This is a genomic window from Arthrobacter sp. Z4-13, from assembly GCF_054792705.1.
In genome coordinates, this window is record NZ_CP096458.1 from 345239 (window position 1) to 361860 (window position 16622).

General features: G+C 61.4%; 12 protein-coding genes and 1 pseudogene. 7 read left to right on the forward strand and 6 right to left on the reverse strand.

What is annotated here, in order from left to right; all coding sequences use genetic code 11:
- Positions 1-22 precede the first annotated feature (22 nt).
- Positions 23-1735 carry a flavin-containing monooxygenase gene (locus tag M1E07_RS01675; RefSeq protein WP_461186649.1) on the reverse strand — a complete coding sequence of 571 codons (1713 nt, stop codon included), beginning with the start codon at positions 1733-1735 and terminating at the stop codon, positions 23-25.
- A gap of 1072 nt (positions 1736-2807) precedes the next feature.
- On the opposite strand from M1E07_RS01675, the gene M1E07_RS01680 reads away from it, so the two are divergent.
- The 6 genes and pseudogenes from M1E07_RS01680 to M1E07_RS01705 all read left to right on the forward strand — a co-directional run.
- Complete coding sequence (locus tag M1E07_RS01680) at positions 2808-4394, forward strand: sugar ABC transporter ATP-binding protein (RefSeq protein WP_461186650.1); 1587 nt, start codon at positions 2808-2810, stop codon at positions 4392-4394.
- A 44-nt stretch (positions 4395-4438) separates the two neighbouring features.
- Entirely contained in the window at positions 4439-5443 is a 1005-nt protein-coding gene (locus M1E07_RS01685) for an ABC transporter permease (RefSeq protein WP_461175324.1), read from the forward strand.
- Between the two features lie 184 nt (positions 5444-5627).
- Entirely contained in the window at positions 5628-6713 is a 1086-nt protein-coding gene (locus tag M1E07_RS01690; RefSeq protein WP_461186651.1) for a sugar ABC transporter substrate-binding protein, read from the forward strand.
- Between the two features lie 202 nt (positions 6714-6915).
- Positions 6916-7401: an aldehyde dehydrogenase family protein gene (locus M1E07_RS01695; RefSeq protein ID WP_461186652.1), complete on the forward strand. Its 486-nt coding sequence runs from the start codon at positions 6916-6918 to the stop codon at positions 7399-7401.
- Positions 7402-7410: 9 nt separating this feature from the next.
- Complete coding sequence (ribA, locus tag M1E07_RS01700) at positions 7411-8124, forward strand: GTP cyclohydrolase II (RefSeq protein ID WP_461175112.1); 714 nt, start codon at positions 7411-7413, stop codon at positions 8122-8124.
- 536 nt (positions 8125-8660) lie between these two features.
- Positions 8661-9221, forward strand: a pseudogene (locus M1E07_RS01705) (helix-turn-helix domain-containing protein); the annotation flags it as partial.
- Here M1E07_RS01705 and M1E07_RS01710 read toward each other — a convergent pair.
- The 5 genes from M1E07_RS01710 to M1E07_RS01730 form a co-directional block, all read right to left on the reverse strand.
- On the reverse strand, positions 9218-9547 hold the full coding sequence (locus M1E07_RS01710; protein ID WP_461175332.1) for an MBL fold metallo-hydrolase: 330 nt from the start codon (positions 9545-9547) through the stop codon (positions 9218-9220). The pseudogene M1E07_RS01705 and the gene M1E07_RS01710 overlap by 4 nt on opposite strands.
- A 1197-nt stretch (positions 9548-10744) precedes the next feature.
- Positions 10745-10999 carry an SDR family NAD(P)-dependent oxidoreductase gene (locus tag M1E07_RS01715; RefSeq protein WP_461175333.1) on the reverse strand — a complete coding sequence of 85 codons (255 nt, stop codon included), beginning with the start codon at positions 10997-10999 and terminating at the stop codon, positions 10745-10747.
- Positions 11000-11011: 12 nt separating this feature from the next.
- The gene (locus M1E07_RS01720; protein ID WP_461175334.1) at positions 11012-12196 is read right to left on the reverse strand and encodes a thiolase family protein; all 1185 of its coding nucleotides are present in this window, start codon (positions 12194-12196) and stop codon (positions 11012-11014) included.
- Positions 12197-12198: 2 nt separating this feature from the next.
- The gene (locus tag M1E07_RS01725) at positions 12199-13908 is read right to left on the reverse strand and encodes a long-chain-fatty-acid--CoA ligase (RefSeq protein ID WP_461186653.1); all 1710 of its coding nucleotides are present in this window, start codon (positions 13906-13908) and stop codon (positions 12199-12201) included.
- A gap of 65 nt (positions 13909-13973) precedes the next feature.
- Positions 13974-15080 (reverse strand): CaiB/BaiF CoA transferase family protein, encoded by a 1107-nt coding sequence (locus M1E07_RS01730; RefSeq protein WP_461175114.1) that lies wholly within the window; start codon positions 15078-15080, stop codon positions 13974-13976.
- 725 nt (positions 15081-15805) lie between these two features.
- On the opposite strand from M1E07_RS01730, the gene M1E07_RS01735 reads away from it, so the two are divergent.
- Positions 15806-16564, forward strand: coding sequence for an enoyl-CoA hydratase/isomerase family protein (locus tag M1E07_RS01735; RefSeq protein ID WP_461186654.1), 759 nt, complete (start codon positions 15806-15808; stop codon positions 16562-16564).
- Positions 16565-16622 lie beyond the last annotated feature (58 nt).

Here is a 16622-nt window from a genome sequence, read left to right on the forward strand (position 1 = left end):
CCTACATCGGGAAGAACCCACGTCAGGTTCGAAGACTCATCTGCTCAGCATCTGCACGCGCAGCGTCAGTAGCATCGTCGGCATTCTCCGATTCCTGCGCCAGATCATCGAAAATGATCCCGCGATAACCATCCTCTGCAATTTCGCGGGCCTTCCGCCTGTACTGAGGAGCCGGCCCCGGGTATAACAGGAAGTGACGGGGCTTCCCAGGAATATTGGACCCTAGGTACCAAGCGTTTTCCGCCGCAATCGTAGCGCGGTCATCCCCATCACTCGCGGCCTTATTGATGTGATCGGTCCACGCGTCCGCAGCTTCTTCGGTCGCCTCGAAGTAGCGGGCCGCCTGCTCCTCAGTGTAGGCGAGCAGATCGTTGATCCACCGGACCTGAACCGCCGTGGAAGGCGGCACGTTGCCCGATACCACGTGGACACTTCCGGGCATCAGCAGGTTGGGGAACCCTGGCACGAGCATGCCGAGCAACGTTCGCGGCATGTCCCTCCACGCATCAGCCAAAGAGATCCCGTTGCGCCCGCGGATGTTCATCCCGAGAAGCGACCCCGTACCCGCATCGAACCCGGTGGCGAAGACGATGATGTCGAATTGGTGAAGATCGCCAGACCGTGTCTGCACTCCCTTCTCGGTATAGGTGATGATTGGATCAGCGCGCAGGTCATGCAGACTTACGTTGTCGCGGTTGAACGCCTCATAGAAGCCTGCCACGAAGGGCGGCCGCTTGCCGCCATATCCGTGGTCCTTCGGCAGAAGGAGATCTGCCACCGCCGGGTCGTGAACGATGGACCTGACCTTCTCACTGATAAACGCGGTCCAGAGAGCATTGGCCCGAGGGTCAGTCTCCGTGCCTTTGAAGTTGTCCGAAACCTTGCGAAGGCCCGGCGAGTTCCACAGGTCCTCGTACTTTTTGAGGCGCTCTTCTTCACTGACCTCGAATGCGCTCCTCGGGTCAGGATCGTGCGGAAGGCCCATGTCATCCTTCTGCATCTTCGCGTAGATCTCTGAATAGCTCGCCTTTATCTCGGCCATCTCGTCAGCGGAGATCGGCCGGTTGTTGAGCGGTGTCGACCAGTTCGCAGTGCGCTGGAAGACGGTCAGCGACTCGGCCTCATCAACCAGGAAAGGAACGATCTGCACGCCACTGGAGCCTGTGCCCATCACTGCGACCTTCTTGCCCTTGAAGTCCACGGGAGTCTGCGGCCACCTGCCGGTGTGGTATACCTCGCCCCCGAATAGCTCGCGGTTCGGGATGTCGGGCATGAACGGCGTCGAAAGATTTCCGGTCGCCGCTATGAGGTACTTCGTATGGACTATCTTGCCGGTGCTCATGGTGACCACCCACATCGCCTGGTCTTCATCGAACACGGCGCTGACGACTCGCGAGCTGAAGTTGATCAATTTGCGCAGATCAAACCTGTCGATTACATGGTTCATGTAACTTTCAATGTCGGGCTGTGCCGCAAACAACTCCGGCCAGTCCCAGTCTTGTAGCAGCTCCTTGTCGAAGAAGTAGCCGTAGGAGTAGCTCTCCGAGTCGAATCGTGCGCCTGGGTACCGATTCCAAAACCATACGCCGCCGACACCCGGCGCCTCTTCGTACATCTCGACGGCAAGGCCCATCTTGTTGAGCCAGTAGAGTTGGTGGATGCCCGTGATTCCGGCACCCACGACGACCGCGTCCAGCACCTTTGGCCGGGTTTTCAATTGATCTACGCTTGACATTGCGTACGTCCCTTCTGCTTCTGTAATCGCCGATCGCGTCGTCCCTGACTTCGTCGATCCAGCCTCCGCGTCCGCTTCTCGTTGAGTGCACCGCCGTCGAGGCCTCACCAGTTTGCACCGGCGGCAGCAGCCTGACAGTTATCGAGCGCTAAGTCAATAGCTTACCTCCGTCGCCCGCGCGCGAAGACGTCGCATCGTCGCCCTCAGCGATGCCTTGGGCGGACCGCCCCGACCGCGGTGCTTCATGCTAATTACTTCGCAAAATCCAAGTCCTACCTCGCGTAGCAGTCCTTCCGCGAAGCAGATCAGCTGACGGGCGGCGGATCTCCCTGCCAGAGGGGTTGGGCAGTCGTACGCCGCGATCGGACTTGATGTCGATTACGAGGGTCCGGGTCTTATCGACCCCCAGGGTGATCAGCCTTCGTCGGCATGAGTCCAGATGCTTGGCGACGCCCGCCGTTGCGTGGTCTAGCCAGTGACGGACGCGACCATGTCCAGGATCAGGCCCTTCTCCTTCTTCGAGGCCTGACGGTAGGCCTGCGCGACTTCCTGATGACCTGACCTCCACCCCAGATGCCCGCTTCTCGGCTCTCGACAGAACCGGCTTGCGATCGCACGTTTCGATTGCAACCGATCTCATAGTGGCCGGAGCCAAGGTGGTGCTGTTGGATTCGGTAATGCTGCCGTCTTTGTTCTTTCATTGTATTAATTCCCTTGCGCTTGACAGCTCCTGTGTCGCCTGTCACTATTTCTGCACAGGTAATGCTCTTCCATAGAATGAAAGAGCGAGTCAAGCTAAGAGGGAATGCATGACAACGAGGTCTGTTGACCTAGCGCTCGATAAGGATTAGCGTGTGTCTTGGGCCACAGAGCGACGCGCGCTTGGCGTCCTCGCAAAATCAATGACGATATAGCGACTGACAGGGGAAACCATGCCTCACGACTCTGCGATCCGGCTCACGTGCCCCACAGGCCTAATGCGCGCACCGCGGGTAGCCAGGTCTTCCCATAACACTGCCTGCTTGGCTGTGGCCGAGACACGTGTTGCGGGACTGCACCTTTGGCAGGAAGCATGAAATCGGTGGAGCCGACCAGTACGCCCGCCACCCTGGCGCCTGCCCTCGAGGTTCGCGGGATCAGCAAAACATTCGGTGGTAACCGGGCTTTGATCGATGTGGACCTTAAGGTCCGCTCCGGTGAGATCCATGCGCTGGTGGGTCAGAACGGAAGCGGGAAATCGACGATCGTCAAGATCCTTGGGGGTTATCACGCTCCCGATGCGGGTACCGCCTTGGTTGGAGGCCAACCGTTCACCCTTGGGTCTGCGATTAATGCCGGTCAAGCCGGGCTGCGCTTCGTCCACCAAGATCTGGGGCTGATCGAGGATCTAACAGTGGCCGACAATTTCCACCTCGACTCGGCAAAGGGTGGCTGGGCGCGGAGCCTATCCAGGACTGCCGAAAGAAAGGTGACGGGCGAGGCGCTGAGCAACTTCGGGTACGACATCGATCCGAGTCGCACAGTCGCCAGCCTCACCGCCGCCGAGCGAACGGCGGTAGCGATAGTCAGAGCGATCTCCGGCGACGGTGGCAGTCCTCACCTCCTCATCCTCGACGAGCCGACTGCATCATTGCCTAACGCGGATGCCGAGATCATGTTCGGCGCACTGAGAAGGCTGGCGGCCCGAGGCAGGTCGATCCTCTTCATCTCCCACCACTTCGACGAGATCCTGAATATCGCCGACCGCGTCACGATCCTTCGCGACGGTCGCAATGTGGCGACCCGTGATGTCGCTGGCCTTGATAGCGCAGAACTCGCACGCCTCATGCTCGGCCGCACTCTCGTCGCAGGAGTGACTGACGGTATGGAGTCCGCACGATCGCGAATGTCGGACGCGTCGGTGACGCTTTCAGTTACTGCTCTGCGGACGGGGAGCGTGCGTGGGATCAACTTCACGGTGCGCCGAGGTGAGATCTTGGGGTTTGCCGGGCTGACCGGGTCGGGCCGAGAAGAAGTGGCGCCGGCGCTGGCCGGGCAGATCGACAGACTCGGTGCGGTCGAGGTCAACGGGAGGACAATCGCCCCCGGGAAGGCGCGCGCCGCAATCAGTGCGGGAGTGCAATATCTCCCTTCCGAGCGGCGACGAGATGGTCTCTTCCTGGAAGCCACCGTTCGAGAGAACATCCTCATCTCGGACCTCGACTCAGTAAGCCGATTCAAACGACTGCAACGCAGGCTTGAGCGTGCGGAGGCAGGTCGGTGGGTAAAAGCTCTGGACGTGCGCCCTGCTGAGATCGAGATGAAGGTTAGCGAACTCTCTGGCGGAAACCAGCAAAAGGTGGTCCTGGGGCGGCTGCTGCGGATGAACCCCACCCTTCTGGTCCTTGACGAACCTACTCAAGGGGTGGACCTAGGTGCCAAGCTGGCGATTCATGAGTTGATCGAGAAGGTCGCAGCGGATGGCGTCGCGGTAGTCCTGTGTACCTCCGACGAGGATGAGCTGGCGAATCTGTCGCACCGCGTGATGGTGATGCGGAAGGGCGGGATTGGCGCGGTGCTCGAAGGTGGGGCCATCAGTAGGGAACGCCTTGAGGAAGAACAATTGTCAGTGCCGTCGATCGGCACGCGAAACTCGTCCGGATGGGATAGGTCCGCGTAAAAATGAAGAAGTCTATGCTACTGCAAGTCTTGAGCCCCCGGCGCGTGAGCGTGCTCTACCTCTTGGCGGCAATCATCATCACCTTTGGGATCATCAGCCCCAATCTATTCCTCTCGATGCTGACCTTTCAGGCGGTGGCGTCCAGCCAGGCGATCGGGACGATGCTCGCGCTGGCAGCGCTCCTGCCGTTGGTCGTGGGAGAGTTCGACATCACCGTCGGCGTCAACATGGCGCTGGGCGTTGCCATCGTCACTTGGCAGAGCGCTCTGCACCCCGAGGGCAGCCTGCCCGCCATCTGCATCGTGGCCGTCGTCGTCTGCACACTGGCGGGACTGGTCAACGGCGTGCTGGTCGTCAAGTTGAATGTCAGTTCCTTCATCGCAACGCTTGCGATGAGTCAGGTGCTTGCAGCCATTGCGCTCAAAATTTCCAACAACCAGCAGCTGCGCGGCGACTTCAGCGAAGGCTTCTCCAACTTCGGACAGGCCCGGTGGCTGGGGGTACCCGCGCCACTGTACTGCGCCATGGGTATTGCAGTCATCCTGTGGTACTTGCTGGAGAGGACGAAGCTGGGCCGGCACATGTTTGCGACCGGCATGAATCGCGAAGCGGCACGACTGTCAGGCGTACGAACCGATGCCATGGTCTTGGGGTCGTTCGTTGCCTCGGGTTTCATCGCAGGACTCGCCGGCATCGTGTACGCCGCGCAAGTTGGCATATTCGCCAACACCATCGGGATGGCTTTGATCTTCCCGGCATTCGCCGCGATCTTCCTAGGTGCCACTCAGTTCAACCGCAGACCAAACGTCTGGGGCACGATTCTGGCGATCCTGACGTTGGCCATCGGCGCACAGGGCTTGCAACTTACGTTGCTCGAAGGCGGATTCTGGATCACGCCAATGTTCAACGGCATCGCCCTCGTCCTCGCAGTCATCTTCGGTGCTCGACAGATCAAACGCGCGAAGCAGGACCGGCCGACCGCTCCCTCGGACAGGGCCGATGGGGAACCAGCCACGGGCGGTGTCACACAGCGGGCGTCTCGGTCGTGACTCGCGACTGTGAGGACACCTGTCCCGTTCCTTAGTTGAGCGTTCTATCGCCGGACCGCTGCCAGTCTACGCACGTCACCCAAGCAGGCATTAATTGTCGTCAAGAAAGGGCACTACTTTGCTAGATATACGAAAACGTCTCCGTTCGTGTCGACTAGGCGTCCTCGCGTGCCTTGCCGCCCTGATGGTCGTCACCGCGTGTGGCGCAGGATCGCCCGACACAGGGTCGTCGAGCGGCAACACGAAGGACACCGAGGCGGCGAAGGCCGCGGCTGAACGCCTCGAACCTCTGCTGCGTCCTGTCACTGAGATCGCGCTCACTGAGTCTCTGACCGCCACGCCCGCGGCAGGGAAGGTGGCGTACCTGGTGTACCCCGCTAACCCGACCACCATAGGGCTCGTCGAGCCCTTTAATGAAGCAGTGCAGGCGCTGGGCTGGACCCCCAGGGTGATCGGGTTCGAGTCGAGCGATCCTCAGGGGGCGGTCAACGGCATCAGGCAGGCCGTCCAAGCTGGCGCCGACTATATCGTCGAGGTCTTGGGGGATATCCCTGCGATTAAGCCAGGACTCGACGTGGCGAAGGCTGCGGGAGTGCCGGTCGTCCTCTACTCCGGGACTGGCGAGGCGGATGCCGCAACGAACGGAGTCCACGGGATGCTGGGCACGCCTGAGGGTGCGTTGGCGACCCTGCTGCCGCCCATCGACTGGGTGATTGCTGACAGTGAGGGGTCCGCGAGCGTTCTCATGGTCGGTCTTCCCGAGGCCGAGATCGTTAGGGTAAGCACCGAGCTGGCCGTCGGGCACCTGAACGAGACATGCAGCAACTGCACGGTCCAGCAGTTGGGAGTCTCTTTTTCGCAGATGGGAGCAGGCGGCCTGGCAGATCTCGTGGTTGCCGAGCTGCGGAAGCACCCGGACATCAAGTATGTCGTCGCTGCCCTCGCGCCCGCAGCCAACGGTCTGCGTCAGGCACTCGATGCAGCAGGTATGAAGGATGTGCAGATCGCGGTGCCCAACATCACGGAGGATCAGCTCGACGGGCTGCGGGATGGTGAGTACACCATCGGCACAATCAACGGTTTGGGCGAAGTCTCTTGGCTGGCTGCGGACATGTTGGCTCGGATCGACCTGGGCATGGAGTTCGATCTTGAGGATTACGCAGCCTCACCCTTCCAGACCTTTGACCGGACGACCATTGGTGACGTGGAGAGCTGGACCGGCACCAAGAACTATGAAGATCAGTACCGCGCCCTGTGGGGCAAGAACTAGCTTCATCGGCACGTTCGCTCAGTTCTCGAACCATGTGGAAGGAAGCTGTGATGGAGGCCCAGTCAACTTTAGGGATGCCCATGCTGATCAACGGACAACTTGTCTCCGGTGAGGCGGCGTTGCTCGATGTTGTTGTTCCCGGCGAAGGGGGCCGTGATCGCCCACGTGCCGGACGCGACCGACTCCCAAGCTGGATGAGGCAGTGAAGGCGGCGCAAGAAGCCTTTCTCGTCTGGCGCCGAGCAGAAGTTGAGCGTCGCCGAGATGTTGGGCGGCTCCTCGGCAAGACCCTTCTGGACCATGTCGACGAGCTGGCAACGCTACTGACGACGGAACAAGGTAAGCACTTGGCTGCGCACCTGCGCCGAAAGTTCCCGCACGTCCTGGTGGTGCGAGGTGCTGGCGAGGCTCGACGTGCGCGGACACAGACCGACGAGACCGACACTCACACGATGATCACGCGACGAGTGCCTCTTGGAGTGGTCGCGGCTATCGTGCCCCCGAACTTCCCTGTGAGCCTGGCCATGGACTTGACCTCAACGCATAAAACGGCTGAAGGGCCGGGTCCAGCGATTCGGCCCTTCAGCGTCCGGGCAGCAGACGTCGTGGTGCCCGTGTCACATTACCGAGGACTTACCCGCCCCCCAAGTGGGGCGAGCAACTCACAACTGGTTCCGTTAGTGAAATGAGGAAGGGCTATGTCAGCTTTGGAAGCAAGGGCTACCGTAACGACGGAGCGCGGCGCTCATCCCGTCTACGGCGGTCCGGTAGTGGACCTGCCCACACGGTTCGGAGTCTTTCGGGCTCAGGCGTGGATCGACGAGGTAACCGGGGTCGAACATCTTGCCGTCAGCTCGCCCGTTCCATCCGTGGAGGGAGCAGCACCCCTTGTAAGGCTGCACTCGGAATGCCTTACCGGTGATGTTTTTGGCTCATACCGTTGCGACTGCGGCGAGCAGCTCGACTATGCATTGGAGGTGATCAGCCGGTGCGGCGGGACGTTGCTGTATCTTCGCGGGCAGGAGGGGCGGGGCATCGGTCTCGCCAACAAGATCAAGGCCTACGCGCTTCAGGAAGCCGGTTTCGACACGGTGGAGGCCAATGAACAACTGGGCCTGCCGGTAGACGCGCGGTGCTACGTCGCTGCTGCTCAGATCTTGATGCAAATGGGCTTGCGGGAGGTGCGGCTCCTCAGCAATAACCCCGACAAACGGAAGCGACTCAACCAGGCCGGGCTTTTCGTCACCGGGATGGTGCCTGCAGAGGTTCCTTTCCGAGATCAGAATATCCATTACCTGCAGACCAAACGAGAGCGGATGGACCACCGATTAAATCTCGGAAGCGAACCCGTTTCACCAGCAGTATTTGCGTCAAACGGAGGGGCCGGGGACCTGCAGTTCAAGGCACAGTAACTAGGGGCAACCGTCTGCGGAATCGTTCCGGGCCCGGTGTCAGCAGGCCGGACGACGCTACCTTTCAGGCTGTCCGCTTTTCATGGCGCAACCTGTTGGACGCGATGCTCATCTTGCATACAGAGTGACTTAAGGCGAACAACAAGACTTGCTGGTGCTGGGGCCCTGTGACATTTTGCGCCGCCCACGTTAGGACCCGTTCAGCCTAAAAGTGGGGAGCCGGTCGCCTTCCGCGCCGGCAAGCCTCTTCCGTCGTGTTCAACGCCTGAGCCACGCAGATACTGTAAGTGCACCGCCGGTTTCGCTCAGCGCGAGCCTCAGCTCAAGACCGCCCAGTAATGGGAATCTTTTGGACCACTGCAGGCGCGCGGCGATGCTCCAAACGGTAGAGTGCTGCTGCCTCTCGATAAGCGCGAGGACTTCGCTAGATGTATTGACCACGGAGGTTAGGAACATGCGGCGTGGTTAGGTGACAAAAAGAAGACCTCCGAGTGGAGTGGGGCTTGTCTAGAGTCCGAACCACAAGGAGGTCTTCAATGTCCCATGCTAACGCGCTTCTGACGCCCAAGGGACGGCTCCGGCTGGCCCGGTGCATCGTCGATGACGGGTGGCCGCTGCGCCGTGCTGCTGAGCGGTTCCAGGTGTCGGTGACGACCGCAGCGCGGTGGGCGGCCCGTTACCGGGAGCAGGGGAACACGGGATGGGTGACCGTTCCAGCCGGCCCATCAACTCCCCGCGGCGGACCTCCATGCGGCGGGAACGGCGGATCGTCGCGATCAGGATCAACCGCCGCTGGGGACCGGCACGGATCGGCTATCTGCTGGGCATTCACCCCTCCACCGTGCACCGTGTGCTGTCCAGGTTTGGGCTGGCGAGGCTGTCGTGGCTGGACCGGGCCACGGGCCGGGTGATCCGCCGCTACGAGCACCACAGCCCCGGGGACCTGGTCCACGTCGACATCAAGAAACTTGGCCGGATCCCCGAAGGCGACCGACACCGCAGCGTCGGCAGGGCCCGCCGGTAACCGGAACAAGACCGGCACCGCGGCGAACCGGAGACCGGGTCACGCGTTCCTGCACAACGCCGTCGATGACTACTGGTCAATACAGCTAGACCTTACCAGGGCCAGGGACCTCAACTCACGCGCACGGGCGGTGAGGCCACGAAAGCGGTATTCGTGTGCCGGCAGTACTTCGAAGTCTTCATCCTCTTCGATGCGGTCGAGAGATTCAGGGCAGCTGCGCAACGGATCAGGATCGCCTCGCATTTCAAGCGACACATTGGCTGTTATTCTCGGAAGAACGTGGTCGCCGCTCAAAAATACCTTGCGCCTTTCATCGCGCAGGCAGATGTGACCGGGAGTGTGCCCGGGGTTTCCACCACCGTCAGATCGCCTCCGGAAATGGGACCGGGTCCCCGTCACCTACACGTAGATCTGCGCTGGCAAGCCGCTTCAGATGCATCAAGCCATCGACATTCAGCGCCACTTCCTGGACATGGACTACGGGCACGTCCCACACACGCATACGCGAACGATCGGCAGCTGCTTCTTCCCATGCATAATCAAAGGCAGAGATATACCGACGATGATCGCGGCGAGCTGCCCGGAATGCGCGGCAGCAATGTCCGCCAGCTCACCCGCCCATGCTTGGACGGATTCGGGGAAGGCTGATGCCGCTTGCCGGAGGCCGGGGTGCGCGTCGGTGAGCTCATCGCAGATGTGGTTCCCGCGGGCTAACAAAATTGGGAGAGCACCGCCGAGAATTGAGATGTGGGAGGTTTGAGAAGAGCGGTCGAACTGCGGGAGCGGGAGAGGGGAGTGCGTCGTCGAGCCTCGAAGCGATAGACCACGTGCCCCTGGCCCTCGTGGGCCGCCGTCGGCCCTAGAGGCACCGCCGTCTCGCAGGATGGGCCGAACTCATGACCAGGCCCACCGAGCGTTTGAAGCGCGTCGGCAGCTCCTGGATGGGACTGGGACCGCTCGAACTAACGGTGCCGAAAAGTGGGCGGCCGCTTATTCAAGGAAGGCATCCATGACCTCCTTCTGATCATCGGTGGCGAATCGAGATTGGAACACCCGCCGCTGAAGGCGATGGCCTTGCGCGGCCTGTCCAAGGTCCGCCTCGCCGGGCCTCAACACGCCGTCGCCTGCCACAAGTCGCAAACCGCTAACAGAGTTTGCTTAGCCACGCGTCCAGAAATCAGCTAGACCAATCGCCTCGTTGAGTGAGAGCACCGTGTATCCGCCGTCGATTTCGTAATGGCGCCCGTGATGAACGAGGCATCGTCGGAGGGGAGGAAGCGAATGAGCTTGGCGACTTGGTAAGGCCGACCACGGCGTGCCTGGTGGCCATACATCTGATTTGCCGGGCTTGCGACGGCCCCATGCAACCGATGAGAGTTGACGATCACCCCGCTCCCGCTGCGACTATCGCAGGGAGCTGATGGGGATCTGGTAGCGCATGCCGTAGGCGACGCCTTTAAGGTTAGCGTCGACGACCCTGTCCCAGTCATCAAGATCCATCTCGCCCGTCGATGCGGTTCTGCTGCCGACACCTCTGCGTTGTTCACCGCATAGTTCAGGGTCCCGTATGCCTTGAGGGCAAAGTCGGAAACCTTCCTACTGGCGTCGGCTACTGCAGTGTGGCCCTAGACCAACTTTCGCTTCACCGCCGACGGCTCGGATACCCTCGACCACACTTTGCGAAGCATCCAATTCGAAGCCGGCGACGACCACATTGAGTCCGAGTGATCCGAGCTCATTCGATGTTTCCTTACCGATGCCGGAACCGCCACCGGCGACGACCGCTACCTTGCCCCCAAATGCCGTTCGGTACTCCTTCCCGATTGGTTCAGGGGACGGACGGCCGCATATTCTCCATCTACGTCATCCTTGTGAGAGACGCTCCAGGATTGTGACGTTGGCGAGGCCACCGGCCTCACATACGGCCTGCAGGCCGAAACGACCGCCGGTGTCTTCAAGGTGATGCAGCATCGTCGTCAGAATCCGGGTACCCGAGGCGCCGAGCGGATGTCCCAGCGCGATCGCCCCGCCACGCGGATTAAGCTTGTCAGGATCGGCATGGAACTCGGCGGCCCACGCCAAGGGAACCGACGCGAATGCTTCATTGACTTCATACGTATCGAAGTCACTGATCTGCATACCCGTGCGCTCAAGGACATGCCTCGTCGCCTCGATAGGTCCAGTCAGCATGATCTCCGGATCGGAACCTCGAACGGCGAAGGCGTGGAAGCGGGCGCGCGCCCGTAGCCCAAGACTCTCAGCGCGCTCTGCCGACATGATCAGGACCGCGGAAGCACCGTCAGTCAGCGGAGACGCGTTCCCTGCCGTGATACTCCAATCGATCTCTGGATAACGCGCAGAGAAATGTTCGCTCTGGAACGCTGACGGAAGCCCGGCGAGTGCATCGACCGTGGTCGTTGCCCGTATCGTTTCGTCGCGAACATGGACCTCTCCGTCCGAGACCTCCACAGGAACAATCTCACGAGCGAACTGAAACTTCTCCGTCGCATGAGCAGCTCGCTCGTGAGAGCGTGCTGCGAAGGCGTCCAGGTCACGCCGGCTCAAGCCCCATCGCGAAGCCATGAGCTCGGCGCCAATTCCCTGTGGGGGCAGGCTGGTGAACTTCGATGCCAGCGGCCCATGCGGGTCACCGCCCTGTGTGTTCGAATACATCGGGATCCGGCTCATCGATTCGACGCCACACGCAATTGCTACGTCATAGGCACCAGCCATGACGCCCTGCGCAGCGAAGTGCGCGGCTTGCTGGCTGGACCCACACTGTCGATCTACCGTCGTGCCTGGCACGTGTATCGGAAGGCCCGCGGCAAGAGCGGCACTACGAGCGATGTTTAGGGACTGGTCACCGATCTGGCTCACGCAGCCAGCAATGACGTCGTCGATGGTCGTCGCGTCAATTCCAGTGCGTTCAACCAGTGCGGAAATGACGGTCGCTAGCATGTCGACGGGATGCACGCCAGATAGCGCCCCGCCTTGTTTTCCCTTGCCCGATGCGGTTCGCACCGCATCGACAATCACCGCGTCGCGCATGTTCATTTCTCTCCCTCGGTGATGGCGGCCTCTCCTGAGAAACGCGCCCGGAGTTCCCTCTTATTGTGCTTTCCAGTGGTAGTCCGCGGAATCTCCTCGATCCGCTCGAAGTGCTCGGGCACCCACCACCTCGGTACTTTATCGGCGAGGAACTCGCGCAATGCCTCGGTATCGAGATCATCCGACGCGACGATGAAGGCGTGAGGTCTTTCCATCCAGCGCGGATCCGAGCGGGCCACGACGGCAACCTCATGAATATCTGGGTGATCCAGGAGGGCTTGCTCAAGATCGACCGAAGAGATCCATTCGCCGCCGGACTTGATCACGTCCTTCGACCTGTCCAACAGGGTGATCCAACCCTCACGATCCACGGTTGAGATATCGCCCGTGCGCAGCCAACCGTCGTGAAACTTGTCCGCCGCCTGCTCGTCACTCAAGCCGTAGTAGTGAGACGATACCATCGGTCCGCGAACCTCGAGTTCACCCCGCGACTTCCCGTCGTGAGGAAGCACCGCACCGTCCTCGGCAACGATCCGGACCTCGTAGAAAGGGCTCACCCGCCCACCCTTGACCCGTTTCGCCAGAAGCTCCTCCTCACTTGCTCGTGGATCTACGTAAGTGACGGCCGCACCGGGGAACGTCTCAGTCATCCCCCATCCGGAAACGACATCGACGTCAAAGTCGTCCCTCATCCGCACGATGAGGTCTCGCGGCACCTGGCTACCGCCGAGAAATAGCTTGCGAACAGAGGCCAGTACCTGAGTGGTGTTGCTGCCCTTCTCTGGACCCGAGTCCAGATACCGGATCAGGTCCATCCAGATGGTCGGGACACCGGCCGACCACGTCACCTCGTGCGCCGAAATCATCCGGGCGAGACTGGCCGGTTGCAGATACCGGCTGGGCATAATGAGATCGGCACCCGTGACGATGGCAATGAACGGCAGACCCCACCCCACCGCGTGGAACATCGACACCGTGGCAAGGACGACATCGTGTCCGTGGATGCCTACGACGTCGCCCCCGGCCATCGTGAGCGCATGGAGCACAATGGACCGATGCGAGTACAGCACGCCCTTTGGATCCCCTGTCGTGCCCGACGTGTAACAGAGCGCGGCGCCGCAGCGCTCGTCAAGCGCCGGGAACGCGTACCCTTGAGCGTCTTCCTCGATGATGTCCGCGTACCGGATTACCGGCAGGTCAGCTGCGGGGATCTCGCCGTCGCCGATGACCACGATGAATTCAACCGACGGCATCAGCGGCAGCAATGGGAAGATCTGTGCGCTGAGCGAGTCATCGACAATGAGTACGCGGTCCCGCGCGTGGCGCACCGTCCACACTATCTGGTCGTCGTGCAGGCGCAGGTTGATCGTGTGCAGCACGACGCCCATGCCCATTATGCCTAGGTAGGTCTCCATGTGCTCGGCGTTGTTCCACGCGAACGATGCGATGTGATCCCCACGGCGGATCCCGCGGCGATCGAGCGCCGCCGCCAGACGCTCACACCGGTCCGCCGTTTCCGCGAAGGTCTGAGAGTCGGACTCACCGTCGGCATCTCGGACCGAAACGATCCGGCTGTCAGGATGCACGTTCCGCATGCGCCACAGGAAATGGGTCGTTGTCAGAGGAAAGTCCATCATTAGACCCGGTGAAGCCGTCATCGCCATCTCGCTGCCCTCAATCGTTTCTTCGTACCCCACGATTGCCGTCTCCATTCTTTTACTCATTATGATCTCGTCGTCGCAGCATGTCCGACTCAGAGCTTCTGCGCCTCTCGCTGTCACCCGCGGAGAGTGACTCCGGCTTGGCGCGCCGCACGCTGTGCCATCATTTCTTCGATCTCCGCCTCATCGAAGTCGAGGTTCTGCAACGTTGCCCTGGTGTGACGCCCGGGAGCGACACAGGTCGGCGCCGCGAGGTCAGCATGGCGTGAGAATCGCGGCGCGGGAGCCGGGTGTGTCATTCCATGCACCTGCGAATAAACCGCTCGCGAGGCGAGATGCGGCTCAGAATGTACGTCGGCGGACCGGATCACGGGCGTGACGCAAGCGTCTACTCCGGTAAAAGCCTCCATCCAACTCGCCAGCGGTGCGCCCGCGAACGCCTGCGCGATGAGGTCCCGAGTTTGCGGCCAGTGCGAACGATCGTGCTGCGAGAGCCCATGGAGAGCATCGCCCAATCCGAGCGTCTCGATCAATCTGTTGTAAAACTTCGGCTCAATTGCCCCGACTGCAATCCACTCGTTATCCCGCGTGCGGTACACCCCGTAGAACGGCGCGCCTCCATCGAAGATATTGCCCCCGGCGCTGTCGTCGTCCCACATTCCGTGATGACGCATGGCGTGCAGCATACCCGTGAAGAGCGCTGTTCCGTCCACGATCGCTGTATCGACCACCTGCCCCTGCCCCGTACGCTGAGCCTCGTACACTGCGGCCAGCACACCGAACGCGAGGAGTAGGCCGCCGGCGCCGAAGTCACCCAGAACGTTCAACGGAGCCACTGGAGTGCCGTCTGACGCAACGGTAGCGGCGAGCATGCCGCTCACGGCCAGATAATTGATGTCGTGACCTGCGGTCGCCGCCCTCGGCCCGTCTTGGCCCCACCCCGTCACCCGTCCAATGACGAGCCTGGGGTTGCGCGCGCTCAATGCCTCGGGTGCGAAACCGAGCCGCTCAAGCACCCCGGGGCGAAACCCCTCGAGCAGCACATCAGCCCGGTCGATGAGGCGCTGCGCGGCTGCAGCACCGCTCGAAGTCGTGAGGTCGAGCGCGACCGAACGTCTTCCCCGCGTGAGGACAGCATGTGCCTCCACATTGATGTCACGCACATCCACGTTGGTGACTCGCTCCACGCGGGTAACGCTTGCTCCAAGATCGGACAGCAGCATGCCCCCGAACGGGCTCGGCCCGATGCCTCCGAGTTCGACTACTTCCAGCCCCACGAGCGGGCCGCGAGCCGTCAAACCCATACCGTCCTTCGCTTCCCGGCATGTTCGAACCTGCGGTCGTCGCCACCTCCGCTGTCACGGCCGGCCGCGTCGAGCGAACGTGGTCCTCTTCTCGCCATTGCCAGCGCCCCTGCCTCAACGTCGAACTTACTGAACGCTAGCTAATATAGGCCCAAACGACTCGTGGACGCAAGGATTCTTACCTACAGAGATCGCAGGCAGTTGATTCCGCCGAACACGTATCTTGGTGGCAAGGGCGAATTTTCCAAAGCCACTTGCCTGCCGCGAAAATGCGGACGACGCGGGCGCGCGTAGTTCCAAGGTCATCGATGCAGCAATGGGGAGTCCAGAACTTGAGAAGTCCCTGGGCTAGACACATCTCACTGGGGTGTAGCGACGCTGAGTCCGCGATCCCGCTGCCGGAGGGAAGGCGGCACGATGCTTGGCATTTGTTCCCGCGTGGCGCCATCTTGGCCGGTGGAATCGCTGATCGGACATACCTCTAATAGCTCTCGACATCACAAAGCGCCGCGCATAATGGCTCGGATCCACGTATCGCGATATAGTGAACGCTATCTAAATAGGAAGGTGAGGCCATGACTACTATCCCGACTACACGGACCGTCGACCCCGTCGTCCTCAGTGAGACAATTGATAGAATCGCCGTGATCCGCATCAATCGGCCAAATGCACACAACGCGGTCAATTCCGCGGTGTCTTCGGCTCTCGGAACAGCTCTCGCCGCCGCAAATGCGGACGACAGCATTCGTGTCGTGGTGCTTACCGGGGCAGGCAGCTCCTTTTGTGCGGGCGCGGACCTGAAGGAGCTAGCGCGCGGACTCCGCGCCAGCAGCGTCCACTCCCCCGAACATCCTGACTGGCACTTTGGCGGGATAGTTCGCCAGTGGTGCAACAAGCCGACTATTGCAGCCGTCAACGGACACGCGATGGGCGGCGGTCTCGAGATCGCTCTCGCCTGCGATCTCGTCGTCGCGTCGAATCAGGCGCGATTCGCCTTCCCGGAGACAAGCTGGGGCCTCTATGCGGCGGCAGGCGGTGCCGTACGTCTGCATGAATTCGTGGGCTTGCGCCGGTCGCTGGAAATGCTCCTTACGGCCGAGCCGATCGACGCGAGTACAGCGCTGTCGTGGGGACTCATCAACCGTGCCGTCGAGGCCGAGAACGTCCTCGACGAGGCACTGAGCCTCGCGCGACGCATCGCGGCGAACGGACCGAACGCCGTGCGATTGACGAAAAAGACCGCGTATCGCGCTGCGACGGACGGGTCCGTCTGGAACGAAGATTGGACGGGCGAGAGTGCATGGGACGCAAATGAGGAGACGACGGCGGCCGTCTTTCCCAGCGACGAAGGCATTGAGGGCATGGCGGCGTTCGCTGAGAAGCGGCCCCCTCGGTGGCGGTAGGACTTGCTCAGCGCGCCCCTGATAACGTAGGTTCAGCGCCCACACTGGCGCTGGAGAT